At 70.5% G+C, this 26,162-nt stretch carries 23 protein-coding genes and 1 pseudogene; 8 read left to right on the top strand and 16 right to left on the bottom strand.

The window, feature by feature from the left end:
- The first annotated feature begins 235 nt into the window (after window positions 1-235).
- Complete coding sequence (locus ACFPZJ_RS30495; RefSeq protein ID WP_381028280.1) at window positions 236-4,753, top strand: NACHT domain-containing protein; 4,518 nt, start codon at window positions 236-238, stop codon at window positions 4,751-4,753.
- A gap of 63 nt (window positions 4,754-4,816) precedes the next feature.
- On the opposite strand, the gene ACFPZJ_RS30490 is transcribed toward ACFPZJ_RS30495, so the two are convergent.
- From ACFPZJ_RS30490 to ACFPZJ_RS30460, 7 genes are all read right to left on the bottom strand, one after another.
- Window positions 4,817-5,128 (bottom strand): hypothetical protein, encoded by a 312-nt coding sequence (locus ACFPZJ_RS30490; protein WP_381028277.1) that lies wholly within the window; start codon window positions 5,126-5,128, stop codon window positions 4,817-4,819.
- A 125-nt stretch (window positions 5,129-5,253) separates the two neighbouring features.
- The gene (locus ACFPZJ_RS30485) at window positions 5,254-5,574 is read right to left on the bottom strand and encodes a hypothetical protein (protein ID WP_381028275.1); all 321 of its coding nucleotides are present in this window, start codon (window positions 5,572-5,574) and stop codon (window positions 5,254-5,256) included.
- Between the two features lie 536 nt (window positions 5,575-6,110).
- Window positions 6,111-6,824 (bottom strand): ParA family protein, encoded by a 714-nt coding sequence (locus ACFPZJ_RS30480; protein ID WP_381028272.1) that lies wholly within the window; start codon window positions 6,822-6,824, stop codon window positions 6,111-6,113.
- A 191-nt stretch (window positions 6,825-7,015) separates the two neighbouring features.
- A complete protein-coding gene (locus tag ACFPZJ_RS30475; protein WP_381028269.1) occupies window positions 7,016-7,222 on the bottom strand; it encodes a helix-turn-helix domain-containing protein in 207 nt (68 codons plus the stop codon).
- Complete coding sequence (locus ACFPZJ_RS30470; RefSeq protein ID WP_381028267.1) at window positions 7,197-7,586, bottom strand: helix-turn-helix domain-containing protein; 390 nt, start codon at window positions 7,584-7,586, stop codon at window positions 7,197-7,199. The genes ACFPZJ_RS30475 and ACFPZJ_RS30470 overlap by 26 nt, the downstream gene beginning before the upstream one ends.
- A complete protein-coding gene (locus tag ACFPZJ_RS30465; RefSeq protein ID WP_381028265.1) occupies window positions 7,583-9,106 on the bottom strand; it encodes a helix-turn-helix domain-containing protein in 1,524 nt (507 codons plus the stop codon). The genes ACFPZJ_RS30470 and ACFPZJ_RS30465 overlap by 4 nt, the downstream gene beginning before the upstream one ends.
- Window positions 9,107-9,608: 502 nt before the next feature.
- Window positions 9,609-10,436 (bottom strand): SAM-dependent methyltransferase, encoded by an 828-nt coding sequence (locus ACFPZJ_RS30460; RefSeq protein ID WP_381028262.1) that lies wholly within the window; start codon window positions 10,434-10,436, stop codon window positions 9,609-9,611.
- 160 nt (window positions 10,437-10,596) lie between these two features.
- Here ACFPZJ_RS30460 and ACFPZJ_RS30455 point away from each other — a divergent pair.
- Window positions 10,597-10,764 (top strand): annotated as a pseudogene (locus tag ACFPZJ_RS30455) (molybdopterin dinucleotide binding domain-containing protein); the annotation flags it as partial.
- Window positions 10,765-10,880: 116 nt separating this feature from the next.
- Window positions 10,881-11,024: a hypothetical protein gene (locus ACFPZJ_RS30450; protein ID WP_381028368.1), complete on the top strand. Its 144-nt coding sequence runs from the start codon at window positions 10,881-10,883 to the stop codon at window positions 11,022-11,024.
- Here ACFPZJ_RS30450 and ACFPZJ_RS30445 read toward each other — a convergent pair.
- The 7 genes from ACFPZJ_RS30445 to ACFPZJ_RS30415 all read right to left on the bottom strand — a co-directional run bounded on the left by ACFPZJ_RS30445 (window position 11,011) and on the right by ACFPZJ_RS30415 (window position 20,401).
- Window positions 11,011-12,405, bottom strand: coding sequence for a GH1 family beta-glucosidase (locus ACFPZJ_RS30445; RefSeq protein ID WP_381028259.1), 1,395 nt, complete (start codon window positions 12,403-12,405; stop codon window positions 11,011-11,013). The genes ACFPZJ_RS30450 and ACFPZJ_RS30445 overlap by 14 nt on opposite strands.
- A gap of 125 nt (window positions 12,406-12,530) precedes the next feature.
- Window positions 12,531-13,124 carry a DinB family protein gene (locus ACFPZJ_RS30440; protein ID WP_381028256.1) on the bottom strand — a complete coding sequence of 198 codons (594 nt, stop codon included), beginning with the start codon at window positions 13,122-13,124 and terminating at the stop codon, window positions 12,531-12,533.
- Window positions 13,125-13,398: 274 nt separating this feature from the next.
- Complete coding sequence (locus ACFPZJ_RS30435; RefSeq protein WP_381028254.1) at window positions 13,399-14,109, bottom strand: GAF and ANTAR domain-containing protein; 711 nt, start codon at window positions 14,107-14,109, stop codon at window positions 13,399-13,401.
- A 464-nt stretch (window positions 14,110-14,573) separates the two neighbouring features.
- The gene (locus tag ACFPZJ_RS30430; protein WP_381028251.1) at window positions 14,574-16,514 is read right to left on the bottom strand and encodes a protein-arginine deiminase domain-containing protein; all 1,941 of its coding nucleotides are present in this window, start codon (window positions 16,512-16,514) and stop codon (window positions 14,574-14,576) included.
- A gap of 113 nt (window positions 16,515-16,627) precedes the next feature.
- Window positions 16,628-17,026 (bottom strand): hypothetical protein, encoded by a 399-nt coding sequence (locus ACFPZJ_RS30425; protein ID WP_381028248.1) that lies wholly within the window; start codon window positions 17,024-17,026, stop codon window positions 16,628-16,630.
- The gene (locus ACFPZJ_RS30420; RefSeq protein WP_381028245.1) at window positions 16,930-19,977 is read right to left on the bottom strand and encodes an NACHT domain-containing protein; all 3,048 of its coding nucleotides are present in this window, start codon (window positions 19,975-19,977) and stop codon (window positions 16,930-16,932) included. The genes ACFPZJ_RS30425 and ACFPZJ_RS30420 overlap by 97 nt, the downstream gene beginning before the upstream one ends.
- A 112-nt stretch (window positions 19,978-20,089) precedes the next feature.
- Complete coding sequence (locus ACFPZJ_RS30415) at window positions 20,090-20,401, bottom strand: hypothetical protein (protein WP_381028243.1); 312 nt, start codon at window positions 20,399-20,401, stop codon at window positions 20,090-20,092.
- Window positions 20,402-20,528: 127 nt separating this feature from the next.
- Between ACFPZJ_RS30415 and ACFPZJ_RS30410 the strand changes: the two genes are divergently transcribed.
- The 4 genes from ACFPZJ_RS30410 to pgm all read left to right on the top strand — a co-directional run bounded on the left by ACFPZJ_RS30410 (window position 20,529) and on the right by pgm (window position 23,569).
- Window positions 20,529-20,702, top strand: coding sequence for a CsbD family protein (locus ACFPZJ_RS30410; protein ID WP_381028240.1), 174 nt, complete (start codon window positions 20,529-20,531; stop codon window positions 20,700-20,702).
- A gap of 163 nt (window positions 20,703-20,865) precedes the next feature.
- A complete protein-coding gene (locus ACFPZJ_RS30405) occupies window positions 20,866-21,132 on the top strand; it encodes a hypothetical protein (RefSeq protein WP_381028237.1) in 267 nt (88 codons plus the stop codon).
- A gap of 208 nt (window positions 21,133-21,340) precedes the next feature.
- Window positions 21,341-21,775, top strand: coding sequence for a hypothetical protein (locus ACFPZJ_RS30400; RefSeq protein ID WP_381028234.1), 435 nt, complete (start codon window positions 21,341-21,343; stop codon window positions 21,773-21,775).
- A 153-nt stretch (window positions 21,776-21,928) separates the two neighbouring features.
- Window positions 21,929-23,569, top strand: coding sequence for a phosphoglucomutase (alpha-D-glucose-1,6-bisphosphate-dependent) (gene pgm, locus ACFPZJ_RS30395; RefSeq protein WP_381028231.1), 1,641 nt, complete (start codon window positions 21,929-21,931; stop codon window positions 23,567-23,569).
- A 74-nt stretch (window positions 23,570-23,643) separates the two neighbouring features.
- Here the strand turns inward: pgm and ACFPZJ_RS30390 are convergent, their stop codons facing one another.
- Window positions 23,644-24,960: a lipase family protein gene (locus tag ACFPZJ_RS30390; RefSeq protein ID WP_381028228.1), complete on the bottom strand. Its 1,317-nt coding sequence runs from the start codon at window positions 24,958-24,960 to the stop codon at window positions 23,644-23,646.
- 230 nt (window positions 24,961-25,190) lie between these two features.
- Window positions 25,191-25,613, bottom strand: coding sequence for a YybH family protein (locus tag ACFPZJ_RS30385; protein ID WP_381028226.1), 423 nt, complete (start codon window positions 25,611-25,613; stop codon window positions 25,191-25,193).
- A 66-nt stretch (window positions 25,614-25,679) separates the two neighbouring features.
- Between ACFPZJ_RS30385 and ACFPZJ_RS30380 the strand changes: the two genes are divergently transcribed.
- Complete coding sequence (locus tag ACFPZJ_RS30380; protein WP_381028223.1) at window positions 25,680-26,057, top strand: winged helix-turn-helix transcriptional regulator; 378 nt, start codon at window positions 25,680-25,682, stop codon at window positions 26,055-26,057.
- Window positions 26,058-26,162: the final 105 nt, after the last annotated feature.

Raw genomic sequence — 26,162 nt, 5'->3', positions numbered from 1 at the left:
GCCTCTGCTTCCGGTGCAAAGATCGCCTGGCGATCGGGCTGGCCCCCTGTGTACTTGAGGCCAGACATGTGGTCATGGCTCAGTGGCGAAGCCGAGCGGCTGCAACCAGCGCCGGGTCTACCATGGCTCCTCACCTGCTCCGCCAGTCCCGTGACTTGGCATCCGCCCCGACGGGAGTAAGGGCGATCGCATCTGGGTCTACAAGCCGGAAGGGGCCACGAGGGGTGGAGACGGATTGAGCTTCAGGACGCTACGTGCCTGGAACGGCGAACAGAGTCGGGCATTCGAAGAGCTGTCGTATCAACTGCTCAAGAACCGCGTGCCAACAGGTACTCAGGCCATCCGAACCGGCAACCCTGACGGCGGCGTGGAGTGGTACGCCACGCTGCAGGACGGCACGGAGTGGGGCTGGCAGGCCAAGCACGTTGAGGGCATCGATCCGCTACTGACGGCCATGACCGATTCGGTGAAGCGCGTAGCCAAGGAGCGACCGGAACTCCGCAAGCTGACGTTCGCGATCTCCTGGAACCTTGCCACCGGAACGCGCGGCGGGGAGCGCAAGTCTCAGCGACAGAAGTACGAGGCAAAGGTCGCAACCTGGAAGGAAACGATCTCCGGTGCCGACAGGATTCAGTTCGAGCTGGTGCAGGAGAGCGACCTGCTGGACGAGCTGTCCAAGCCGGAGCACCGGGGTCGGCGCTGGTTCTGGTGGCATCACGTCGTGCTCGGGCGCGACTGGCTGGAGCAGCGGTACCAGGAGCAGGCCGACGCTGCCGGCGAGAAGTACCGGCCCGACCTGCAGGTCGACATTCCCATCCAGGAAGACCTCATCGCGCTCGGCTTCGACCAGGCGGTCCTCACTCATTTCAATCGTCTGCGCCGCGACGTCATCACCGCCGTAAACGATCTACACGTCCTGGTCAAGGATGAGGACGCCCCTGGCGCCTTCGCCTATCAAGCCATCCATGACGCGGCAGCAGCCCTGAAGTCGACCGCGAGCGCCATCGCAGCACAAGCTGGGGATCCTCCAACTACCCTCCTGCACCTCACAGATCAGCTGTCGGCCACTGCTGAAGCCATTGAAGCTGCCAGGGACTACGAGCGACGTGCGAAGGCCGAGTGGCGAGAGCTGCCGAGCGACGACCCCAAGCGGAACCAGAATCCTCCGGAACGCGCCGAAGGTTACGGCGTCGGTGTGCTGGACAAAGCGATCAACGAACTGCACTCGTGGCTTGAGTCTTCGGTCGGCCGAGCCTTCCGGCGGCGCACCTACTTTCTGACAGGGAAGGCAGGGTCGGGCAAGACACACCTGCTCCTTGACGCCACCCACCGTGCTCTGCTCGCTGATCGGCCCGCAGTGTTCCTGGCCGGTGCGCAGTTCGGCAGGGGCGACCTCTGGGCGAGCGTCGCGGACCAACTAGGCCTGGAGCCGGTCGGCGGCGATGTGCTCCTGAGCGCCATGGATGCCGCCGGCGAAGCTGCCGCGACGTCTGGTAGCCGCTTCTTGATCTTCATCGATGCGCTCAACGAGACGACACCAGCAAACTTCTGGCGAACGCACCTCCCGAGGCTGCGGGCTGCCGTTGCCCGGCATCCGCACGTCGCCCTCGTCGTCTCCTGCCGTGACACCTACCGCGATCTCGTGCTGGAGGGCACCGAGGACAAACACTACGTCCACCGCACACATCCGGGATTCGCCGAGCGGGAAGTCGAGGCGACACAGCGCTACTTCGATCACTATGGTCTCGAAGCCCCCAAAATCCCACTCCTGACGCCCGAGTTCACGCTGCCGCTCTTCCTCCGCCTGTACTGCGAAAGTCTCTCCGAGGCCGACACCCGCTCGCTTCCAACCGGCCACCAGGGCCGCGTCGCCATCTTCGAGCGCTACCTCGGCGCAAAGATCCGCACCGTAGCTCGCCGCCTCCGCCCCGACGCAACCTCAAGCTACGAACTAGAGGCGGCACAGACTCATGTCCGCCATGCGCTGAACGCTCTCCTTGACGAGTTGTCCCGGCTTGGCCGCGAGAGCATGAGCGCCGCCAGCGCCCATGAAACACTCAGCTCGTCGCTCGAAGACCCCAGAATTGACGCTGTCAGGCTCATGGGCCTTCTGCAGGAGGAGGGAGTGCTCACACGCGAGCGCCTCCACCTGGGCAGCGGAAGGTCTGGGGAAGGCGTTCGGATCGTCTTCCAGGCCTTCGCTGACTTCCTGCTCCTGAGACGTCGCCTTGCGCTGTCCGACGACCCGCTGAACGACGAAGCGGTCAGACAGTGGCTGACGGAGGAGAGCAGCTGGGGGATCCACGAGGCAGCGACCATCCTGTTCCCCGAGGTCTACGGTGTGGAGCTGCTGGACTTCCTGAGTATCAGCATGACCGAGGCGCCGGACGGACACGAAGACAGGGACGCCTGGAACCGGCACCGGCGCGCCCGCCGGCTCTATGAGGTACTTGTGGAGACCCTGCCGTACCGTGCCTCGGAAGCAATCACTCAGCGGACGATTGACCTGCTAAATGAGGCCCAGCGCTATCTGCGTCGTTCGGACCTCTACGAGGTGCTCTTCGCCCTCGCACCGCAGCCCGACAACCGACTCAACGGCGAGGGACTGCACCGGTATCTCCTTCACCGAAAGATGCCCGAGCGCGACAGCGACTTCGGTATCGCGATGTATCAAGCGCTGTCCGACGCCTCGGGAACGGCAGCCCGACTCGCCCGCTGGGCGGCAGCGGGACCCTATCCCGCCTACGACCCCAAGGTAGTCGAGCTCGCCTGCATCCCCCTGTGCTGGCTCCTGTCTTCTCCGAACCGATTCATGCGGGACTGGACCACCAAAGCCCTGGTGCACCTGCTGCGTGGGCATCTCGACGTCATGCGCGCACTCGTCGAGCGTTTCTGGGCGGTCGACGATCCTTACGTGGTCCAACGTGTAGTCGCGATCGCCTATGGTGCACTCCTGCGCAGCTCTCCTCAACAAGCTGATCAGGCAGAATCTCTCGCGGAGCTGGTTCACAACCTGGTCTTCACTCCACCCGTCCGACCGGACGAGCTGCTTCTCGACGCTGCCCGCGGCGTCGTCCGATGGGCCGTAGCGCAGCACCTGCTACCCGCATCGGCGCTTGATACGTCCCGGCGCCCATACGGGCTGGCGGTGCCTGGTCCGCCACCGACGGAAGCGACGATCAAGGCCAAGTACGGTGGGCGCGAGGGGCAGTCGGCTGACGAGAGCTATTTGTCGATCTATCTCTCACTGATGGGCATGGGTGATTTCGCCCGCTACGTTGTCCAGCCTGGCATTCATCACTTCTCGCGCTACCGTCTCGGGCGGATGTATCCCGAACGGAAGCCCCGGGAGCCGCGGTTCATCAAGAGTCGCTGGGAGAAGTTCGTCGCGTCGCTCAGTGAAGAACAGAAGGTGACACTGGCCAACAAGTTGCGTAACCCTGAAGAGCAAGCACTGAGCCGACTCAAGTCCCTTCTGCGCCGTGCCGAGGATCCGCTGAGCGAAGAGCAGCGAAAGCTCTGGGACGCCTCGTTTGTGTATCCCCAGCCGGTGGACCACGACTACCCGGCAGACATTGCGTGCCGCTGGATCTTCCGCCGCACACTCAGTCTTGGCTGGATACCCAAGCTCTTCGGAGACGAAGACCGACGCATCGGCCGTGGGCGCGGTGGGAGAGAAGGACACAAGGCCGAACGCTGGGGCAAGAAGTACCAGTGGATGGCCTACCACGAGCTGTTGGCACGGGTTGCGGACAACTACCAGGCATCGCGGCACTTCGGAGATAGCGAGCCCTATGAGGGCTTGCACCAGATCATCGGCGACCGCGAGATCGATCCCAGCCTGCCTCCGATCGACTACCACGCCTTCAACGAAGAAGGCGGCAACGGCGTAACGGCGTGGAGCCCGCCGCTGATCAGCCTCGAAGAGTGGCCACCAGCCCTCCTCGACTTCAGCCGATACCGCGGAGATATCAGACGGTTCGTGGCCGATACCGCCTCCGAGCCGACCGTCGCCGACTCCCTGTTCCTTCGTGACCGAGAAGGCCACGACTGGGTGGCACTCGAGAGCTTCGTGCACAAGGTCGATCCGATGGCCGATAAGGGATGGCGTGGCCTGCAGGAGAAGAGCACTATCCACACACTGCTCGTCAAGGCGGATGATGCCGAAGCCCTCCTGAAGGCCCTGCGAGACGAATCACGCCACGACACCCGTGACCTCCTCGACTCACATGGCCATACAGACTGCTGCTATGTCGGCGAAGTGGGCCGTATCGGACCGAACTGCCCGCACCGGCACGACACCCTTCGCTGGGTATCGTTCGGCGGCAAAGAGATCGAGGTCGTACCCACCATCGAGGAGTACACCTGGGAAGGCAGCATTCTCGACTGCTCCATTGGCGATACCGCCAGTGTTCTTCTGCCTGCGACCTTCATCCAACAGGCCGCGGAATTGACCTTCGATATGCGAGGTCCGGGCTGGCTCGATACTGCGGGCGCGCCCATGTTCACCCACTACGAGGAACCCGGGGATGAAAGCCGGGCGCTTCTGGTGAAGAAGACCTTCCTGCAGAACTTCCTCGTGGAGCACAGTCTTGAGCTGGTTGTGTGGCACTGGTACGAACGAATGCAGCTACGAGACGACTATCACCAAGGCCAACACCCCTATGTCGAATCGAGCGTCATCGCCCGGCTGGGGGCGGACATGAAGATTGGCCAGGGCACCCCGCAGCGGACAGAACGGGACCTGGAGTGATTGGCAGGTCCTTTCTCACCGTGACGTACGGTGCCCCAGTGGCTTCCGCTGTGAGACGGCTGGTTAAAGGACTTCCGTCCCCGGCGGTTTGAGGTCCGGTGGGTAGCCCTTTGCACGGAGCCAGGTGTCAAGGGCGAGCGCGACGATGTCACCGTGAGGGATGTCGGTGTCGGCGTTGCACCGGCGGATCCGGCGCTGGAACTGAAGAACTTCAGGGACGGCGTGGTTGAGCTGCCCTCGTTTGGTGTGCCGGTCTTTGATGACGTTCAGGGTGTCGGGGTGCGGCCTAAGAGCGTCGTCGGTTGGCTGGAACTCGGCGTCGAGCGCGTCGGCGATTTCACGCAGTCGGCGGGCGTAGGGGGAGTGATCAGGCACGAGAGCTGCTCCGGTCGGTCCGGCTAGGCGGATAGCTATCCGCCTATTGGGCTATTGGAATAGTCGGGGGGAGGGGCGGCCGGACCCCGATGCGAGGACGGCCGCCCCGTGCGTTTCTGCCGGGTTCAGAAGCCGCGGGTGGTGAGCCACTCGTCCAGCGCGACCGAGACGATGTCGCCGATGGGCAGGTGATCGAGTTCGTTGTCGAGCGCGAAGCGTTTGATCCGCTTCTTGAGCTTCAGGGCGGCGGGGACCGACGAGTCGAGGCTCTCGCGGGCGATGATGCGCTGGTTGAGAACGACGGCGACCTCGGGAACGTCCTTGGGACGGCCGGGACCGTGAGCGTACGGCGTCCCCTCGCTGGGAGCGTCCTGCGATCGAGCGTGCTGTTCCTGGTGAGCCCCCGGGCCATCGGTCCTTACCGGGAACGCCGTACCGCCTGCCACCGGGGGAACGGTCGGGCGGACCGCCACTTCGGCGGCCGGAGCCGCCCCAGTAGCTGCGGTGGTGACAGGGGACGGCCCGTGCTGCGCAGCATCTTCGGCCGGCTGCTTGGGCTGGACCGCAGGTGCTCCAGGCTCGGCAACCGGGACCGCAGGCGGCACCTGCCGTTCCACCGGCTCCCCACCGGCCCCGGTCCCCGCCTCAGGGGCGACGACAGCCGCGTGAACCGGCTGACTGGCAGCTGGCTCCGGCACGGGACCGCTCGGTGCCCCGGCAGTCGGCTGGGTGGGGGCCTGCGCCACTTCGGGCACCGCCTCGGTCCGGTCGTGCGCCGATGCATCGGCGGGAACAGCGGAAGGAGCGGGCTGAACCTGCGGCTCGCCCGCAGGGGGACGGCCTTCGCCCTGGGCAGCGGCCTGCTCGGCGGCGTACTGCTCGGGGGTGAGCTCGGCGGCCGGGGGAGGGGGCGGCGGGGTCGCCTTCTTGGCCCCGCCGAGGGTGCGACCAGCCCGGCGGGCCGGGGGCTTCATGCGCTCGCTCATGCCGTCAGCTCCTTCATCAGCTCGGCGTACTCGCTCAGCTCGGTCGGGATCTCGCCGAAGGCCTCCATGTAGTGCACCCAGGAGTGGATGGTCGTCTCGGCGAGCGGGAACGGCTCGTCACGGTCCGGGCCGATGCCCTCGCCCTCGGCGGGCTCCAACAGCTTGTCCTTCGCGTTGCGGGGCAGGCTGGTGCGGTCGTCGGCCTTGACCAGCACCACGTGGGCGGTGACGTCGCGCTCGTTGCGGGCGGCGGCGCGCTCGGCCTCGTCGAAGGTGGCCACGAGCTTGCGGCGCTCGATCTTGGTGGGGGCGACCGGCACGATCAGCCGGTTCGCCTCGGTAACAGCCTCGTGGAAGATGCGGGCGCTGCCGCCGCCCGCGTCGACCACGATCGCGCCGAACTCGGCGCGCTTGGCGCGGATGTACTCGGCGATGTCGTCGAACGGGTACCGCTCGACCACCAGGTTCTCCGGGATCTCGAAGCCCTCGGCCTGGGCGACCTTGAACCAGTCCCAGGCGGACTGGCTGGTCGCGTCGGCGTCCAGCAGCAGCGTCGGCAGCCCCAGGACGACGGCGTAGTACAGGGCGATGAACCAGGCCGAGGTGGTCTTGCCGGTGCCGCCCTTGAGCATGCCGACAACGATCACGAAGGCGTCCCAGGCGTGGGCTGTGGCCGCCGCCAGGGTCTTGATACGGGTGTTCTCGTTCACGTGTGCTTGATCTCCTGAAGCTGGAAAGGTGCGTTGACTTGGCGGGGTTGTCGACGGCGTCGACGCTGGCTTTTGGGCCTGCCTGCGGGGGAGCGGGGGTGCCCTTGCTGCGCAACTGCAGCCGGGATGGTGGATGGGCGGGTCGTTCAGCCGAGCGGCACCGCGGGGGACACCTGCGAGGACGAAGGCGCTCATGGCCGCTTCCTCATGTCGCGGGCCGGGCCGTGATTGTGCTGTGGCCGCATGGGAGTGCGGGCCTGGTGCAGGAGCCGGTAGACCGTGGCCACCGAGTAGTTGCTGTCCTCAGCGAGCTCCGGCACGGTGGCGCCGGCCTCGTACCGTGCCCGCAGGGACAGCGCGAGCTTCTGCCGCTCAGCGGCCCGAGCCGCGGCGCGCATCCGCAGCGTTTGCTGCGGGGTGCGCACAGCGCCGCCGGCCTCGATCAGCAGGCGCCGGGCAGCACGCCTCGTCCCAGCCCCCGCCGCGGCGAGCTCGGTGAGGGTCGCGCCGTGCTCCTCGTACAGGGTGCGCAGGTGAGCCGCGAGACGCTGGCGCGCGCGGATCCTGACGCATCCGACGGGTCTGCCACGACGTGCGCATCACGGTCCCGGCATCGTGCAGCCGGTTGAGAACCGTGCCGTACGACAGGCCGCTGCTCGCCACGAGTTCGTCGACCGTGGCCCCGGACTCGTAGCGGGCGCGCAAGGCCTCCGGCGTCACCGCCTCGCTCGCATCGGATGTGACTGGGGGCTCTGAAGTCATGCGACGGACTCCCATTCGCTGAGGGCTTCGGCATGGGCGGCGGCCAGCTCGTCGTAACTGCGCTCGTCGGCAGGGGTGATGAGGATCAGGCGGCCGTCGGTGGCGACCCGCCAGTTGGCGGCCGGACGCCCTGTGACCGGGTCGAGGACGCGCCCATCCGGGGCCCGCCACGTCGGCGGGATCTCGTCTGGGCGGGGTGCCGGGACGAGGAACTGGCGGCCATCGCGGACGATCACCACCGCCCTGCGGCGATGCTCAGCAAGCCGCTCCAGTGCCTGCCGGTATGCCGCGCGCTCGGCCGCGTGCAGCGCCTTGCGCCGGGCCGCGACACCTGTGGTGCGGTAGTGCTGGGCGACCGCGTCCCAGCCCTGTGTCGGGTGCGCGGTTGGGCCGGGAACCGCATCCGGCAGGCTGGTACCGAAGCCCTCCAGCGCGCGAGGCGCGAGGCTCCAGGTCTCTCCGCTGTGGTGCACGAGGCCGTGGTCGGCCAGGCGGCGCAAGGTCCGGTAGGCGGTGGCCCGGGACACCGATGCCGAGCCGACGAGCTCGTTGATGGTCTGGGCTGGACGGGCGTGCAGCGCGCCGATGATCATGAGGGCGGAGCTGCCGAGGCCGTGGTGGGCGAAGGCGTCGTGGCCCATGAGGCGGCTGATGACGGTGGAATCGATGTCGGCCGCCGTCCCTGTCTCAGGGGTGGGCCACTCCTCAAGTGCCGGGTCGGGGGGGTACTGAGTGGTCCGGAAACGAGACAGCGAAGCGGGGGCGATGCCGTCAGCGAGGTACCAGGTGGAGCCCTCCCGGCCATGGCCGACCCGAAGGCGGCGCAGCCAACCTTGCGGCTTGAGGACCGTCTCGTAGACGGCCCGAAGGGTCGTGCGGGAGACGCCTGCTTCCTCGGCGGTCTGCCGCTCACTGGCGTGGTGCAGGGGGCCGCCAGCGATCTCCGCGAAGTTCAGATGTGCCCGCAGCACGCGCAGTGCGGTTCGCCCCCGCTCGCCGCGCCAGGGCGTGGTCTCGATTCGGTTCCGCAGCGTGGCGAGAACCTCGTGCGCCTGATGACGCGAATCCAGGACTCGCGTGCTGCTCACCACCGCAGAGGCGCTGGCCCACACCCGACGGATGTACTCCAGGGCTCGCGCCTGCCCGGAGCGCAATGCGATGTGCTGGGCGTGCCGGCCGCCTTCGTGGTCGGGGTGGAGCAGCAGCCGGGTCAGTTGGTCGACGGTTCCGCCGGCGCGGGCGACGTGGCAGGCGATGGCCGCAGTGATCCGGTGCCCGTGCTCGGCCGCACCCTGCCGGTCTTCGCGCAGGACCACCGTCCGGGCGTCGGAGCGGAGCTTGCTGTAGCTTCCTGCCGCATAGCGGCCGGTGAGGTCGCCGAGCAGGACAAGATCAGCCGCGGCCGAAGACAGTCTGTAAAGGCCCAGTCGCTCGCTCGGGTGAAATGTCCGTCGGGATGGGTCTGCCTGGTGGGTGTGGTGTGGCACTGTGGGGTCGTCTCGCAAGGACGTGGACGCCACCCAGGCCCGCTAAAACCACGGGCGGTGTCCGGAACCGACCTCCAATCGGTGCCAAGCGAAGCCTCCAGGATGGCCGTCCTGGAGGCCTTCGTATGCCTGGCTCCTCAGCGGAGGCAGGCGTCCCCATCGCGGCTCGACCGAGATCGACTCGGAGCGCCGCCAGAGGAATCCTGACCGTCCGACACCGCTCCGACCTCGGCCGATTCGGGGCCAAGCAGAGGGCGATTGCCTCTGACTGGCTCCGAGCAGCTCGGGTCGAATCGGGGTCGAATCAGAGCGGTTTCCTCTGACTGCCTCCGATCGCCTCTGCAACCCGTCCTAGCAGGTCACAGCCGGTCCGATCCCGGAAAACTGCAGGTCAGAAAGGTGCCCCAGGAATACCCGGCGTAGCGTCACACACGCAGGTGGGACGCACCCCGGTGCACCCACACCCGTGTGAGACGAGCGGTGCGGCACGGGAACGCCCCTCCCGTCCGGCGGTGAGGGGCGTTCCCGAGGCTGCCTAGCCCTCCAGCGGAATCCGTCCGACTCCGCCGAACTCGATCCATTCGTGCGTGAGTTGCCGCGGCGCGACCTCGGTGTCCGGGCGCCACGTCGACACCTCCACGAGCCCCGGTTCGAGGATCTCCAGACCCTCGAACAGCTCGGCGACGTCCTTCTCCTCGCGGACGCGGCCCCAGTGCCCCTGGGTCGCCTTGTCCATGAAGTCGGTGACGAACGCACGGACCTCGGGGTCCTCACTGACCAGTTGGCACATCACCAGGAAACTGCCGGGCGCGAGCCGTTCCCGGACCCGGCGGGCCACCGCGAGCGGTCCGTCGGTGTCGCTGTCCGGGATGCAGTGGAACACTGAGTTGAACAGCACGCACACCGGCTGCGAGAAGTCGATCAGCCGCTTGGTCTCGGGGTGGTCGAAGATCTCGTCCGTGGCGCGCATGTCCGCGTGGATGACCGTGGTGCGCTCGTCCTGCTCCAGCAGAGCGCGGCCGTGCACCAGCACCATCGGGTCGTTGTCGACGTAGACCACGTGGGTGCTCGGGTCGATCCGCTGGGCCACCTGGTGCACGTTGTCCTGCGTCGGCAGCCCCGATCCGTGGTCGAGGTACTGCCGGACACCGAACTCCTCCGTGAGGGTTTTGACGACCCGCTGGAGGAAGCGCCGGTTGTTCAGTGCCAGGCGGCGCGTGCTGGGCACGACCTTGTCGAGCTGCTCGCACGCGGCACGGTCGGCCGCGTAGTTGTCCTTGCCGCCCAGGTAGTAGTCGTACATCCGCGCGGCCGTCGGCACGTTGGCGTCGATCTGCGTGGACAGTTGCTTCTCGATGGGCATCGTTCCCCCTGCTTGGCGCCGCGCCAACTGGACTGGCATGACAGGGAATACATCCTAGGGAGCCGGACTCGGGCGGTGCCAGCCCATCGGCCGAACCAGGTGATCGACATCGTGATCCTCGGCGGCTCCGGTCTCCCCCGCCGAGGCCGCCAGGCAGGGGCTGGCCGACGGCGACCTGGTCCAGGTCAGCACCCCGCGTGGGGCGGTGCGCGCCCGGCTGCGCACCACCGCGATCCGGGACGGGCTGATCTTCCTGCCCTTCCACTACGGCTACTGGGACACGCCCGAAGGGCACCGCCCGCCCGAGGGCGGCCCGGGCCGCGCCGCCAACGAGACCACCGTCACCGACTGGGACCCGGTCTGCGAACAGCCCCTGTTCAAGACGAGCGCGGCCCGCGTCACGCTGGTTGCCCGGCCGCCACCCGGAACTCGCTGCACTGCGAGATGCTCGCCCAGGCCGCCCAGGCCACCCGCGACGACCGGCTCCTCGGGCTGGCGAGCGCCTGCCACCCGCAGACGCTCCGCCAGATGCGCTGGACCAACACCCTGATCAAGGAGCCGGCGCCGCAGCTGCTCACGAGCGCGTGAGCCCCCGCCGCCGGTCGGCGAGCATCGCCCGGTACCAGTGGTAGCTGTCCTTCGGTGTACGCGCCTGCGTGCGGTAGTCGACCCGGACGATGCCGAAGCGCTTGCCGTACCCGAAGGCCCACTCGAAGTTGTCGAGCAGCGACCACACGTAGTAGCCGCGCACGTCCACACCCGCGTCCATCGCCGCCCGCAGCGCGACGAGGTGATCGCGCAGGTAGGCCACCCGGTCGGTGTCGTGCACCGCCCCGTCGGCGCTCACCGTGTCGTCCTCGGCGGAGCCGTTCTCCGTGATGTGGACGGGGGGCAGCGCGTCGCCGTACCGCTGCTTGAGCCGCACCAGCAGGTCGGTGAAGGTGCCCGGGGCGACGGGCCAGTCCATCGCGGTGTGCCGGACTCCCGGCATCCGGACCTCCGCGTAACGGTTGTCGGTGGCCACGCGCCGCGCCGGGTCGCTCTCACGGTACGGGGCGTCGGCGACCACGATCGGCCGGTAGTAGTTGACGCCGAGGAAGTCCAGCGGTTGTGAGATCAGCTCCAGGTCGCCGTCCAGTCGGAAGTCCTGTCCGGTGATCAGCTCGCCCCAGGTCTCCTCCTCCGTGGCCGGGTAGCGGCCCGCCAGGATCGGCTCGGTCCACACCAGGTTGTGGTGGGTGTCGGCGCGGACGACGGCCGCCCGGTCGGCGGGGGAGTCGGTGGCCGGCAGGTTGTGGTCGAGGTTGAGGGTGATACCCACCTCCCGTGCGCCGGCCGCGCGCAGCGCCTGGACGGCCAGGCCGTGGCCGACCAGCAGGTGGTGGGCGGCGGCCAGCGCGCCCCGGCCCTCGCGGGCGCCGGGCGCGTGCCGCCCCACGGAGTAGCCGAGGAAGGCGCTGCACCAGGGCTCGTTGAGGGTGATCCAGCGCGGTATCCGGTCACCCAGGTGCCCGGCGACGACGGCCGTGTACTCGGCGAACCGCTCCGCCGTCTCCCGGACCCGCCAGCCGCCCCGGTCCTCCAGGGCCTGCGGCAGGTCCCAGTGGTACAGGGTGGCGGCGGGCTCGATCCCGGCCGCGAGGAGTTCGTCGACCAGCCGTGAGTAGAAGTCCAGCCCCTTCGGGTTCACGGGCCCCGATCCGTCGGGCACCACACGCGGCCAGGCGACCGAGAAGCGGTACGAGTCCACGCCCAGGTCCCGCAGCAGGGCAACGTCCTGCGGATAGCGGTGGTAGTGGTCGCAGGCGACGTCGCCGGTGTCACCGTCGGCCACCAGGCCGGGCGTGTGGCTGTAGGTGTCCCAGATCGACGGGCCGCGTCCGTCCTCCCGGGCCGCGCCCTCGATCTGGTAGGAGGCGGTCGCGGCACCGAACACGAAGCCGGACGGGAAACGGGGGAAGTCACTCATGCGATGAGCCCCTCTCAAGGCGTGCGGTGGTCACTTGGGGGATTCCGCCGGGGCCACCGGGCGACGATGCGCCGACCGACCGACCGACCGACCGATCGGCCGATCGGCCGGCGCGCGGGCGGGGGTCAGGTGCGGCCGGCCTCCCGTGCCGCGTCCTCCACCCGGCGCCGGTGCTCGGCCCACCAGCCCTCGTCGGTCGACGGCAGACTGTCGTTGTTCCTCAGCATCCCGACCGAACCGTCCACGAGTTCACGGACGATGTCGGCCTGCCCCGCGTGCCGCTGGGTGTCCGCGAGCACACGCACCAGGACATGATGCAGCGTCACCTCACTGCGCTCCGTCGGCCACCAGGGGACATGGCCGGTCGCGTCGAGCGGCAGGTCGGCGATCGTGGCGTCCGCGTGCTGCCACGCCCGCCGGTACAGCCCGATGATCTCCTCACTCGACTCCTCGGCGGTGGCCCACATGTCCGCGTTGGACTCGGCGTCCTGCTGGTCCCAGGAGGACGGCTGGTCGGCGAAGGGCCGTCCGAACGTGTCGCCGAGGTACCCCGTCTCCACACGGGCGAGGTGCTTGACCAGACCCAGCAGGTTGGTGCCGGTCGGCGTCAGGGGACGGCGCATGTCGTACTCGGACAGCCCCTCCAGCTTCCACAGCAGTGCGTCGCGGGCATCCTGCAGATAGCGGAGCAGGTCCGCCTTCGCCTCTGATTCGATCATGCGGGCCAGTGTCGCACCCGGCACTGACAGCCGGGTCCGCTCGGGCCGCGACGACAAAACGCCGCCGGAGTTCCTCCACGATGACCCGGCAGGGCTCACGCCCCCGTCTCACCGGGCGGAGCCCTGAGGGGTGCCACGACGCCGGGTGACCGGCGGTCGCGAACCGTCAGCGGTGCCGTGGCTACGGTCCGAACCACGACACCTCACGCAAACGCCTCTGCAGCGGCGTTTCCGTGTCCTCCCCGCGTACCCCGTTTCCGGCGGCGTGGTCGTGTCAGCCGTTCCCGTTCCCGTTTCCGTTCCCGGGCGGTTCGGCGCGAATGTACTGCGCCACGTCCCGGAGTTTGATGTTGTGGTGCTGGGAGATGCGGCGCAGCACGTCGAAGGCGGCTTCCTCGCTGAGTCCGTGCCGCTCGCGCAGCATCCCCATGGCCTCACCGATGGCGTGCCGGGTTTCCAGTGCGTGCTCCAGCTGGTCCACGGTCCGGGCGCTGGCCAGGGCGACCGCCGCGTGGGAGGCGAGGAGCCAGCCGGCGGTCTCGCTCTCGGCCGTGAACGCCCCGGGGCGGTAGGAGTAGAGGTTCAGCGCACCGAAGTCCTCTTGGCGCGTGTACAGCAGGAAGCCCATCATGCTGCCGATGCCGAGGCCCCGGGCCGCGGGCGCGAACTGCGGCCAGTCGGGCTGCGGACGGGTCATGTCGGCGATGCGGAAGAGGCGCTCGCCGTTGGTGCGCCGCGCGGCGTCGAAGCAGGGTCCCTCACAAAGCTCCCCCTGCAGCCGGTCGGACTTCTCGACCACGTCGCCGCAGGAGGAGAGCGTCACGGAACGGCCTTTGCTGAGCGCCAGGATCCCGGCCGCGTCGCAGCCGTCGATCAGCTTGACCGCCGCGGCGGCGATCGCGTCGAGCGTCTCCTGCGTGGAGCCCTGCTCCAGCAGGTGCCGGGCCAGCCGGGCCATCTCCTCGGCGAACTCGGACCACTCCATGGACACCCACCGTCCCGCTTGTCGCACCGTCCCCGCCGGAGGGCACTGCACCCGGGTCCGATCGTCGGGACGCCCCGCCTGGCCGGCCGTCGGTGACCGACCCCGCGGCGGGCGGCCGGGCGGTGACCTTGCACGCCGACACGACTGCCGTGTCTGGCAGCCTACTCCTGGGCCACGGCCGGTGCCCGCCCCGCCCCGGCGGGGCGGGCACCGGCCGTGGCGCCCCTGCGGAGTGCCCGCACCGCCTCAAGGGCGTGCGTGGCGCGAAGCCGGGCGTCTGGCTGTCGCCGGGACCGGGCCTCGCCCGGAGGAGGCCGGGAGAGGCCGGGGGAGGGCCTGGCGGAGGACCTCCCGGCCAGGATCCTCCACGTCCGCGACGCGCGCCCTGCACAACCGGTCCCGCCGGCCCTCCGCCGTAGCAGCGCGGCGGAGGACCAGCTGTGATCAGCCGGGGACCGGGGACCTCAGCGCATCCACCAGGCGGCGGAGGCGTCGCGCAGGGTGTTGGTGCCGCAGTGCACCTCGCCCATGCCGAGGTGGTATGTGTACCAGTCGTCGATGTACGACACCTTCACGCCGGCCCGCCGGTAGGCGGCGGTGACCGCCTCGGTGAAGATGTCCTTGCCGCCGACGACCGGACCCCACTGGCGGGGCGCCACGTAGCGGTCGCGGCCGAGCAGGATCCCGTTGACCGCGCCGGGGACGTACGCGCTGGTCTGCACCGTCGGCGCGGCCACCGCACCGGAGGGGGTGCCGCCGTCGGCGCGCCGCTGCCCGGTCTTCTCGATCGACTTCATCAGGCCCGCATCGCCGCCCACGCGGCTCAGCAGCGGCACGCGGGTGCCGTCCGCCGCCTGCCCCCGTGTCTCCGTGCCGCGCGTGTACAGCGCGGGCACCCGCACGATCTCGTCGTCGGTGATGCCGGTCTCGCGCTTGAGGATCTCCAGGTTGGCCGCGATGCGCCGGGCCGCGAGCTCGTTGTCGGCCACCAGATGCCGGGAGGACAGGGCCTGCGCGATGGTCTCCTTGGGCGCCGGCATGCCCGCCAGGCCCGGCACGGAGAACATCTTCGTGGTGCCGTGGCCCGCCTGCCGGGCGTCCCGCAGCAGCTTCAGCCCGGCCTCCGGGTCGGCGATGCCGATGCGCCAGCCGCGGGGCGTGTCGGCGGGCAGGAACTGCACGAACTCGTCGACGTGGCCGACGTGCAGCCACGAGGTGTCCAGCAGCAGCGGGTCCTGCAGGCCCTGCGACTTCAGCAGCGTCCGCATCACCTTCGACGGCCGCTGCCCGCTGTCCTTGCGCTCGCCCATGATGATGCGTCCGGCCGGGTAGGAGCGCCCGCCGTGCGCGTAGGGCGGGACGGTCTCCAGGTTCCCGAACGAGTTCAGCGACCAGTCGTCCGGCTCGGACCGGTCGGTGACCTGGACGACCCCGACGTTCCTGCCGCGCACCTTCTCGAACAGCTCCCGGCCCGCCTCCCGGTCCGGCTGCGCCGAGCGCAGCATGACCCGCATGACGTGCCGCTTCCCGCCGGGCCCGGTCATGCTGACGTAGGCCGGCTCCACGAAGTCCTGCGCCCAGATGTCGCCGTACTTCTCGAAGGTCACCAGCGGCTCGGTGATACCGGCCCGCTGCACCTCCCGGGCCAGGTTCTTGACGAACATGCGTTGCAGGCGCTCCCATTCGCCGTTGCCGCGCACCTTGGTGACCATCACCTGCCGGGTGTTCTGCACGGGGTGATGGGTGAGGAGCGGAGCGACGCGCAGGGTGACCGCGTCGGACGTGGTCGTGCCGCCCGAGGTCACCGTCAGCCGGATCACCGCCCGGCCGTCCCATGCCGCGCTGTCCCGGATCACGTCGGTGGCCTCGACGCCGAACTCCACACCGGAGCGCAACTCGGCGGCCGACAGCCGGGTCCGCGCGGTGACGTGGGTCCAGCCGCCGGAGCGCTTGACGAAGACTCGGGTGTGCTTCGCCCCCGTGGTGACCTTCACGCTGCCCTTGGCGTCGCCGGCCAGGCCCGGCATGGGCGCCGACCGCACCCGGGCCAGGTCGGCGGCGTCGGCGGTGCCGTTGACCTTGGTGTCGGAAGCGTCGTTGCAGGCGGCCAGCCGGGCGTCGGACAGCGGTCTGCCGCCGGTGCCGGTGACCGGGCAGCGTTTGCTGTCGTCGTCGATGTTGGGCAGCGACAGCGCGCCCCGTCCGACGGACCAGGCGTCCTCGCCCGCCGCGTCGGTGCCGCCGGTGACGTCGACCCGCCCGTCACGGTTGACGTCCGCCCGCAGGTCGGCCCGGGCGGCCGGTTCCGCGGCGAAGGCCGGCACCGTGGGCGCCAGCACGGAGCCCGCCGCGGTCAACGCGAGCACCACGCGCGTGGCAGAGGCCGTACGTATACGCGTACGCACAGTGTGTCCCTTCCTGAGTGGGGGGTGTTTCCCTGAGGAAGAGGAGGGACACGGGACATGCGTTGGCTGTGAGAACCCTGGATTTCTGCCGGACCGTCAAAGGCGGCCTGTGCTCATCTCATCCGCAGGTCGTTCTGCGCGCGGCGGCCCATCCGCTCCCAGAAGTCCCGCAGTTCGGCCAGGTCCGTGTGCCGTTGCCAGTGCGCCTGCGGCCGGGCGAGCAGACGCGACCGGGACAGCAGGGCGAGCTGGGCCCGGCAGAACGCCTCGGTCAGCTCCACGCGATGGGTGTCCAGCCCCTTGGGCGGATACGGGCACAGCTCGAAGGCGCAGTCGTCACGGCAGTTGGAGCCCGCCTGGGACCCGGCGGTGCGCACCACGGTGCGGCCGGGGTCGAGCGGGCGGCGGTCCCGGGTCAGGCACGGCGGCAGGTCGGTGCGGGCCGTGTGCTCCAGACGCCGCAGCCGGTCCTTGGGCCAGTCGCCCCGCTCGGCGAGGTTGAGCAACAGCATGACGTCCGCGAGGAGTTGACGGGCGCGCGGATGCAGGGTGCTCCAGCCCGTCGAGGGCGGGATCCACAGATGGTGCTTGCGCTCTTCGCCGCCCCCGGCCGTCTGCGAGCCGACGGAGGCGGCCACACCGCACTCGTCGATCCACAGGAACCGTTCAGGGCGCCCGGTCGACAGCGCCCACCCGCACAACTCGGCCGCCGCCTCCACGAAGGGATGCTGCGGGGTGCCGTCGGGCAGCGCGAGCCACTGGCGGATCTGCTGCGCGGGGTCGGAACCGTCCTGCCGCCCGGGGGACGGCGGGGCGGGCCATCGGGGAGTTCCCACAGGGTGAGCGCGTGCAGCAGGGTCAGGCGGGTGAACCAGAACCGGGACCGCTTGAGCATGTCCCAGGCCTGCTCGCTGAGGTATTCACGCGCCTGGGACCGCGCGTGCGGATGGCGGTCGCGGCGGTTGGCCGCGTACTTGAAGCCCTGAGCGAGCGCGACCTCCAGCGTCAGGTCCAGGGCGGACGTGCCGTCGTGCTCGGGCGTGCCGACTCTCCGTACCCAGCTCTCCAGGATCTCGTACGGCGTGTCGTGGTGGCGGCGGGTGGTCACCGACCCGACGAGCAGGGGGATGAGCCACGCGCACAGCACGTTGTCGCGCCACTTGCGTTCCTCCTCCTCCCGTTCCGTCTCCTCCCGCCGGCGCAGCTCGCGCCGCTGTTCCTGACGGGCCCGCGGGGTGCGGTGGGGAGGTGCGCCGTCGCTGTCGTCGCGATGGAACTGCGGATCGCCGGGCTCGGGGAAGTCCTCGGGCTGCTGGTGCCCCCAGGTGTCCAGCGGCCAGCTCGCCGGGCGTTCCATCGGAGCCTCCCGCACGATCTCCGGCCCCCGCAACCGGGGTTCGAGGATGCCGAAGGCGCTGTCACCGCCCGCCCCGATCTCCTGCGCGATCGCCACGCGGACCGGGTACGACGGCTCCAGCACACCGATCTGGAACAGCCACAGGTAGGCGGGCTGCTCGGTGTGCCGGTGGGCGACGGTCCGCAGGGCCTCGCCGAAACGGGAGACGAGGAGTGTCTTGGCCACCGCCAGGCTGTGCGGGTCGCGGGCGCGCAGGTCCGGCCACGACGTCGTCAGCTCCATGGCGATCTGGCGCTGCCGGGGTTCGGCGTCGACGCTGTCGACCTCGATGGCGGCGGTGTACAGCTGGAGGGCCTTGGTGTGCAGAACGCGGCCGAAGACCGCCTGCACCCGTTCGCGGTGTGCGGTGCCGGGCCGCTCACCGCGGCTCTGCTGGGCCAGACAGGCGGCGTTCAGCAGCAGGTCGCGCGTGGCGGACACCGGGCACCAGAGGTCGCCGTCCTTGTGGTCCCGGTCGTGCGGGCAGGACCCGTCCGGCGTGCGCGACCACAGCACCAGGGCGATCAGCAGCTCGCGTCCGGGGTTCTCCAGCGCCGCCGGGAAGTACCGGCCCGCCGTCGGCGCCTCGGGCACCTCCGGGTGGACCACGGCGTTCATGAACCGGGCGCCCAGGTGCGCCTGGATCACGCTGTGCTGGAACCGCAGCCGGTCCCCGCTGAGGTCGACCAGCCCCATGCGCATGCCCCAGTGCGCGGCGAGACGGACGTCCAGCCGTGTGCCGTGCACCCGTCTGGCCAGCTCGGTGACGATCTCCGGGAAACGCGACGCGGTGGGGTCCCGCTCGTCGACCATGTCGGTGAACTCGACGTCGGAGGTGTCGTCGGCCAGCCCCACACAGGCCAGCGCCGACAGGTACTCCAGGATGGCCTGCCGGTCGTCCCGGCCGAGCGGCAGCTCGGGGCGCAGCCGTCCCACGACGAGGGCACGCAGCCACGTGCCGAGCAGATGGACGCGGAGCGCCGCCCGGTCCCCGCCGCGCGTGTCCAGTCCCTCGTCGTCGAACTCCCCGGTCAGGGCCCGCTCCAGCAGCCCCTCCGCGTGCAGGTCCCGGGCGACCTGCAGATACGTCGGGGCCTCCGCGATGCCCGCCTTCTCGACGATCCAGTCCAGCCGCTGCCGGTCCTCCCACGCGGCACCGGAGGAGATGTACGCGAGCGCCGCCTCCTCGCTCAGTGGCTCCCGGTCGGTCAGCGAGGCGTCGAGCCCGCGCAGCGAGTCGTGCGGGCGCGAGGCGATGACGAGCGGCAGCCGCTCGTCGTTCGCCCGGCGGATCGCCAGCCGGATGACGGTGTCGCGCTCCTGTGCCAGTTCGTCCCCCAGCAGCGCGTCCTCGAGCCCGTCCGCGAGGACGACGACACGTCCCTGCTGGCACAGCCGCCGCCAGACCTTCTCCGTCTCGCCGTCCGAACGCACGTGCCCCTGCACCTCGCGGCGGAAGCGTTCGTAGGCCAGCTGCCGGAAGTCCAGATCGCCCTGGACGCCGCGCAGCCGCAGCGGGACGGGCACGGCGCCCTGCCGGGCCAGCCGTTCCGTGAGCAGCACGAGCAGCGCGGTCTTGCCGGTGCCGACCCCGCCGACCACCACGTGGGCGCGGCGGAACCGGCTGTCCCGCAGATCCTCCATGAGCACGTCGCACAGCTGGTCGCGCCCCACCACACGACCGAAGATCCCGCCCGCCGTCTCCACCAGGTCCACGGGCGACCCGACGGCCTTCCCGGCGTAGGCCCGGCGCACCCGGCGGAACCGGAAGAAGAGGTACGCCACCGTGGCCAGCGCCAGGGTGAGGAGCGGCATGATGACCCCCTGGAGGATGCCGCAGGCCAGGCCGTTGTCCCCTCCGCACCGCCGCTGGGCCCCGCGCAGGGGCGTGGCGGCCCCGCCGAGGGTCACCGCCGACATGACGACCAGGACGAGCAGGACGACCGCTCCCAGGAAGGTCAGGCCGAGGAGCGGGAAGTACCAGCGGCTCTTGCGTACCCGCCACCGGTGGGCCCGGTCGGACCCTCGTTTCGTCAGCAGACGTGAGGAAACCTTGACGCGGTTCACCTGGACGGCATTCCATGCCGGACCGGCGCAGACGCGCGCCCGGCCGCCGGTTCGTTCTCCGCGGCGCGATATTCACCCGCTCAGATCAGAAGCACCTGCTCGGATCAGGCCGTCAGACCGGGTGTCCCTGGGCGGCCAGCCACCTGTGGACGGCTTCCTTGTCGGCCGGGGTGATCCGGGCGGGCCCGTGGACGTCCGGCCCCTCGTCCTCGTTGAAGCCGGTGTCGGTGACCCGGGCGGTGACCCAGTGGGCGAGGTCCTGCGCCGCGTCCGGCGGCAAGGCTCCGCGCCGCCAGCCCTCACGTGCCTCGCGGGCGGCTGCGGCGTCATGGCGCTGTGTCTCCTCCAGCCACACGGGCACCAGCCGCTCGACGGCCCGCACATCGTCCGGGGAAGACCTGTCGTGGCGTTCGTGTGCGGTCATACCGGCCGGGTTTCCCGGATCGCGGCGGTGACGCGGCCGGCCCCGCGACACGGCCGGCATGTTTGGACGCGGTGCCCCGGGCCACCCGGTCGGTGACACCGAAGTCGCACGGCTTGGAGTGAGGGCTGTGGCTGGAGAACAGAAGTCCAAGGCGAAGAGGGAACAGGTCAAGGGGAAGGCCAAGGAGGCCGTCGGCCGCGCGGTGGGCGACGAGCGTCTGGAGGCCGAGGGCCGGACCGAGCAGGCCAAGGGCGACGCGCGGCAGGCGAAGGAGAAGACGAAGGACGTCTTCAAACACTGACACCGCGCGCACCGGCCGGGTACGGCGACCGAGCACACCGGCCGGGCGGAACGACCACACACACGAGTAGACCGACGAACATCGCGGGCCCCCGCTGCGGCGGGGGCCCGCTCGCCCGTCCCGGCGGCGTCGCAGTGTCAGTGGCGGCTGACACCCTGCCGGTATGGATGAGCTGGAGTTCATGCGCGGCAGGGTCTACGGGGCCGACCACGACGACCCCGGGCCGCGCCACGGGCGCCACTACGCGGAGCTGGTCGGCGGCCCCCTCGACGGCCTGCTGCTGGACCTCACCGACCGGCCCGAGGAGGAGCTGACGGACGGTGTCGCGCTGCCCACCGAGATAGGCCGCCACGGCCCGGGCGGACGAGCCGTCTACGCGCCCCGCACGGCAGGCGGGCGCCGGTACGACTGGCGGGGGGATGTCCCTTGACGCCAGGTGACACCTGACGGGTGTGTCGTGTGACGCCGTCGACGAGGGGGACCGCAGCCGGCTCGGGGTTCCGGCCGCGGCCCGCCCTCGTCCCGGGACGGCGGAGGAGGAACCGCCCCGGTCCGGCTCCGGTTGCCCTGGCTGCCCGCGGGCATGCTGCGCCGAGCGAGTGACTTTCGGGTTTGTCACCGGTTTGGCAGGCAAAGCGATGTCCATGACCGAACAGAACAAGAGCACGAATCAAAAGCCCACTTCCGCACGGGCCACGGAGTCCAAGGCCCGCCGTACGGCGGAGCGGGCGACCGCTCCGGCCGCGCGGGCCTCCAAGACCGCCGCGGCCAAGGCCGGTGACGGTGTGTCAGCCGCCAAGGGCGGTGCCGAGCGTTCCGCCGAGTTGGCGTCCGGAGCCATGCAGACCGCCGCCAAGGGCGTCGAAGCGGGCCGCCAGGCCATCGTCACGGCCTCGGGCCAGGTCGCGGCCACGGCCAAGACGGCCTGGACGGTCATCGCCGAGCGCAAGCTCGTCGCCGCCGGTGTGGGCGCCGGCCTGACCGCGCTGAGCGCCGCCTCGTACGCCGTGGGACGCCGTGCGGAGCGCCAGGCGTACGGTCCCCTGACCCGGCTCACCGGCGGGCGCATCTGACGCCGAGGGCCCGGGAGGCCGCGCGAGGCCCCGGCGGACGCGCACTCCCGGGCCCGGGTGGGGCGAGGAGGCCGGCCCACTCGTGCGCCGGTGCCCTGACGAGGAATGATGTGACCGCAAGCGAAGGATCACCCCTTACGGAGGAGCGGGCACATGCAGCACGAGCGAGCGGGCAGGCCGGCCGGTCCCGAAGACCTCGTCGACGTCGCCCGGCTGGTCACCGCGTACTACGCGCTGCGCCCCGACCCGGAAGATCCGGGACAGCGGGTCGCGTTCGGGACGTCGGGGCATCGCGGGTCGTCGCTGGCGAGCGCGTTCAACGACGACCACATCGCCGCGACCAGCCAGGCCATCTGCGAGTACCGCGCCCAGCAGGGCACCGACGGCCCCCTCTTCCTGGGCGCCGACACCCACGCGCTGTCGGAGCCGGCGAAGGTCACCGCCCTGGAGGTGTTCGCCGCCAACGACGTCACGGTGCTCATCGACGGCGCGGACGGCTACACGCCGACCCCGGCGGTCTCGCACGCCATCCTCGCCCACAACCGCGGCCGCAGCACCGGTCTCGCGGACGGCGTCGTCGTCACCCCGTCCCACAACCCGCCCGCCGACGGCGGGTTCAAGTACAACCCGCCGAGCGGCGGGCCCGCCGCCTCCGACGCGACCTCCTGGATCCAGGACCGGGCCAACGAGATCATCCGGGCCGGCCTGAAGGACGTCCGGCGCGTCCCCTACGCCCAGGCCCTCGCCGCCTCCACCACCCACCGCTACGACTTCCTCGGCACCTACGTGGCCGACCTGCCGAATGTGGTGGACCTGGACGCGGTCCGCGCGGCCGGCGTGCGCATCGGCGCCGACCCGCTGGGCGGCGCGTCCGTCGCCTACTGGGGGCGTATCGCCGAACAGCACGGCCTGGACCTGACCGTCGTCAACCCGCTCACCGATCCCACATGGCGGTTCATGACGCTGGACTGGGACGGCAAGATCCGCATGGACTGCTCGTCGCCGCACGCGATGGCCTCGCTCATCGACCAGCGCGACCGCTTCCAGATCGCCACGGGCAACGACGCCGACGCCGACCGGCACGGCATCGTCACCCCGGACGCGGGGCTGATGAACCCCAACCACTACCTCGCCGCCGCCATCTCCTACCTGTACGCCCACCGGGAGCAGTGGCCGGCCGGCACCGGCATCGGCAAGACGCTGGTGTCCTCGGCGATGATCGACCGGGTCGCCGCCGACCTGGGCCGTGACCTGGTCGAGGTGCCCGTCGGCTTCAAGTGGTTCGTGGACGGACTGGTCAGCGGCTCGATCGGGTTCGGCGGTGAGGAGTCGGCCGGTGCGTCCTTCCTGCGCCGGGACGGCTCGGTGTGGACCACCGACAAGGACGGCATCATCCTCGCGCTGCTCGCCTCCGAGATCACGGCGGTCACCGACAAGACACCGTCGCAGCACTACGCGGCACTGACCGCGCGTTTCGGAGAGCCCGCCTACGCGCGGATCGACGCCCCGGCGACCCGGGAGGAGAAGGCCCTGCTCGCCCGGCTCTCTCCCGCTCAGGTCACCGCGGACACCCTGGCCGGGGACGCGGTCACCGGCGTCCTCACCGAGGCGCCCGGCAACGGCGCGCCCATCGGCGGCATCAAGGTCACCACGGCCAACGCCTGGTTCGCGGCACGGCCTTCGGGAACCGAGGACGTCTACAAGATCTACGCCGAGTCGTTCCTGGGCGCCGACCACCTCCGCCGGGTCCAGGAAGAGGCCAGGACCGTGGTGCTGGCGGCACTCGGCGGCTGAGCCGGCGGTACGGCGCGGCCCGGAGGTCCGGATCGGACCGCGCCGTACCGGTCGCCCGACCGCGCCGCTCCGCGTCAGGGCTGTGCGGGCAGGGTGGCGCAGTTGGAGGTGGCCGGCTCTCCGTCGAGCCGGTCGGTCAGCCAGGAGATGGCGCTGCCCTGGTCGGCGAGCAGGGGAGCGACGTGGTTCAGCAGCCCCCGCCCGGCGTCGGGCAGGACGACGGGCTTGTAGGTGACGTCCGCGCCCTTGTGGCACCAGGAGACGGCGAGGTCGCGGGACTGGCCGTGCGGCACGAGGTCGTCGTTGACGCCGGTCGCCACTCGGACGGGTCCGCTCGGCTTCATCGTGCCGATGCGCTGGTCGGCCAGGAAGTCGCGCAGCGCAGGTTCCGCCTCGATGATGTCGCCGAGGGAGCGTCCGTCGGTCGTCCAGGCTGTGCTGCGTGCCGAGTTGTAGGCGAAGAGGGCGTCACCGACGCACCTGGTCGACAGGTCCTTCAGCGCGGCCTTGCCCGCCGCGTTGAGGTGCTTGTCCGCCAGCGGTCGCAGGGACGGCTCCGACTGCAGGAAGCCGTTCACCGACCACCCCAGGGCGCCGGCCAGGTCGCTGCCGTCGATCGCCTCCGTGACGGCGGTCAGGTCAGCGGGCGGCGCCCCCGAGTAGGTACCGGCCAGGACGACATCGGGCGCGTAGGCGGGCTGCAGTTCGGCCGCGGCGGCCGTCGCGCCGCCGCCCTGGCTGTAGCCGAACAACCCGACCCGTGAGGTCCGGGTGATCGAGGCGCCGTTCAGCGAACGGGCCGCGCGGACGGCATCGAGGACGGCATGGGCCTCGTCGACGCGGTTGACGTACGTGTGCAGCCGGTCGGTCGCGCCCAGGCCGGCGTAGTCGGTGATCACGACCGCGACGCCCTTGGCGAGGAGCCGGTAGACCGCCAGGGTCTCGTACCCGACGGAGAGCGTCCGGCCGTTGAACAGAACGGGATGCTGCAGTCCCAGGGAGGCGGCGCACTGGTCGCCCTGGCCCAGGGTGCCGGGCGCCACGGCGACCAGGGGCCGCGGACCGGTGCCGCGCCAGGCGGACGTGGGCTCGACGTAGGCGCCGGTGACGGCCACCGGCCGGCCCGTGGAGTCCGTGGACTTGTACATCAGGCGGGTGGCCCGGCCGGGCAGCGGGCCGTCGATGCCGGGCAGGCTGAGGGCGAGCGGCAGCGGCTCGCTGCGCACCAGGGCGCCGTTCTGGGCGGGCAGGGTGGCGGGTGGGGTGTAGAACGCCGGGATCGTGACGCCGCGGGAGACCACGGGCTCGGCGGCGGCGGCCGGGACGGCCTGGGCGCCGAGACATGCGGCCACGGTGACGGCTGCGGCCAGCAGCCGGGGGGATGCGGGCATGGCGGACCTCCTGGGGAGAGGGGGAGGCGGAGCCTTCCTCTGCGGCTCGATGGCTGACTCCCGCCCGGCCGGGGCGGGCGCGCGAGGCCGCGGCTCGTCCGGCCGTGGCCTCGCACCGTTCTTAGACGGACTGTCAGGACCGTACTGACACGTGCGTTACCCCGGGTAGCAGTCGGAAGGTTACGGTTCAGTAATATCCGTGCCGCGCCACGCGCCCCGGGCGACCGGCGCTACGGGGCCGACGTCCCGAAGGGGTTGTCGATGACGTACCGCCACAGGCCGTCCGCGCCCCGGCGGGCGACGTCGGTGGCGGTTCCCTCCAGGTGAACGTGCTCGCCGTCCGGTCGCCGGCCGTCGATGACCCAGTCGACGACGAGCAGCGCGATGTCGCCGGCGACATACGTGTGCCGGGGGTGGACGCGGATCGGCAACCCCAGTGACTGGAAAGCGGAGTTGGCGGCCGTGAGCTCCGTCCCCGAGACGCAGGTGCCCGGACGGGGCACGAACACCGCCTGGTCGTCGTAGACCCGGGCCAGGGCGAGCGGGCTTCCGGAGTTGAACGCGGCGGCGAAGACGCCCGGGTGTTGCGCGGCGTCGGACGTCAGGGCGACAGTGGAGCCATGATCGGGCGCGGAGTCGGTGTCGAGGTTCATGACGACAGGCAAGCCGGTCGTCGCGTGGCTCACCAAACGGAAAGTCACGCGTGGGACACCGACCTGGTGCCCTCGCCGGCCGGGCGCACCGACCGGCCGGAGCCGGACTGCCCGGTGGAGATCGCCTTGGCCGCCGTCGCGGGCCGGTGGACCACGCTGGTGCTGCGCGAACTGCTGCACGCGCCGCACTCCTTCGGCACACTGCGCGACCGGCTCCCGGAGATCAGCCCCAAAGTGCTCACCGAGCGGCTGCACACGCTCCGCGAACGCGGGCTCGTCGCCCAGGAGAAGCTCCCGGGCTTCCCCGTCCGCACGCGGTACACGCTCACCCCCGCAGGACACGCCCTGCGTCCGCTCCTCGTCGAGCTGTACCGCACCGGCACCATGCTGTCCCGCCTCTCGGTCACCGACCGTCGAGCGGACGGGTCGGACGTCACGGCGTGACGTCCGACCGCGCACCGTCACCTGCGCTGACACACCGTCACCCGCGCGGCCCGCGCAGCCGCCGCAGCTCGGCCAGTGTCCGCGCGGTGAGATCGGCCGGACGGG

Origin of the sequence: Streptomyces bullii (assembly GCF_042657145.1) — a bacterium.
Lineage (GTDB): Bacteria > Actinomycetota > Actinomycetes > Streptomycetales > Streptomycetaceae > Streptomyces > Streptomyces bullii.
The sequence above is the reverse complement of the archived record's forward strand: the minus strand, read 5'-3'. Positions and strand labels throughout refer to the sequence as shown.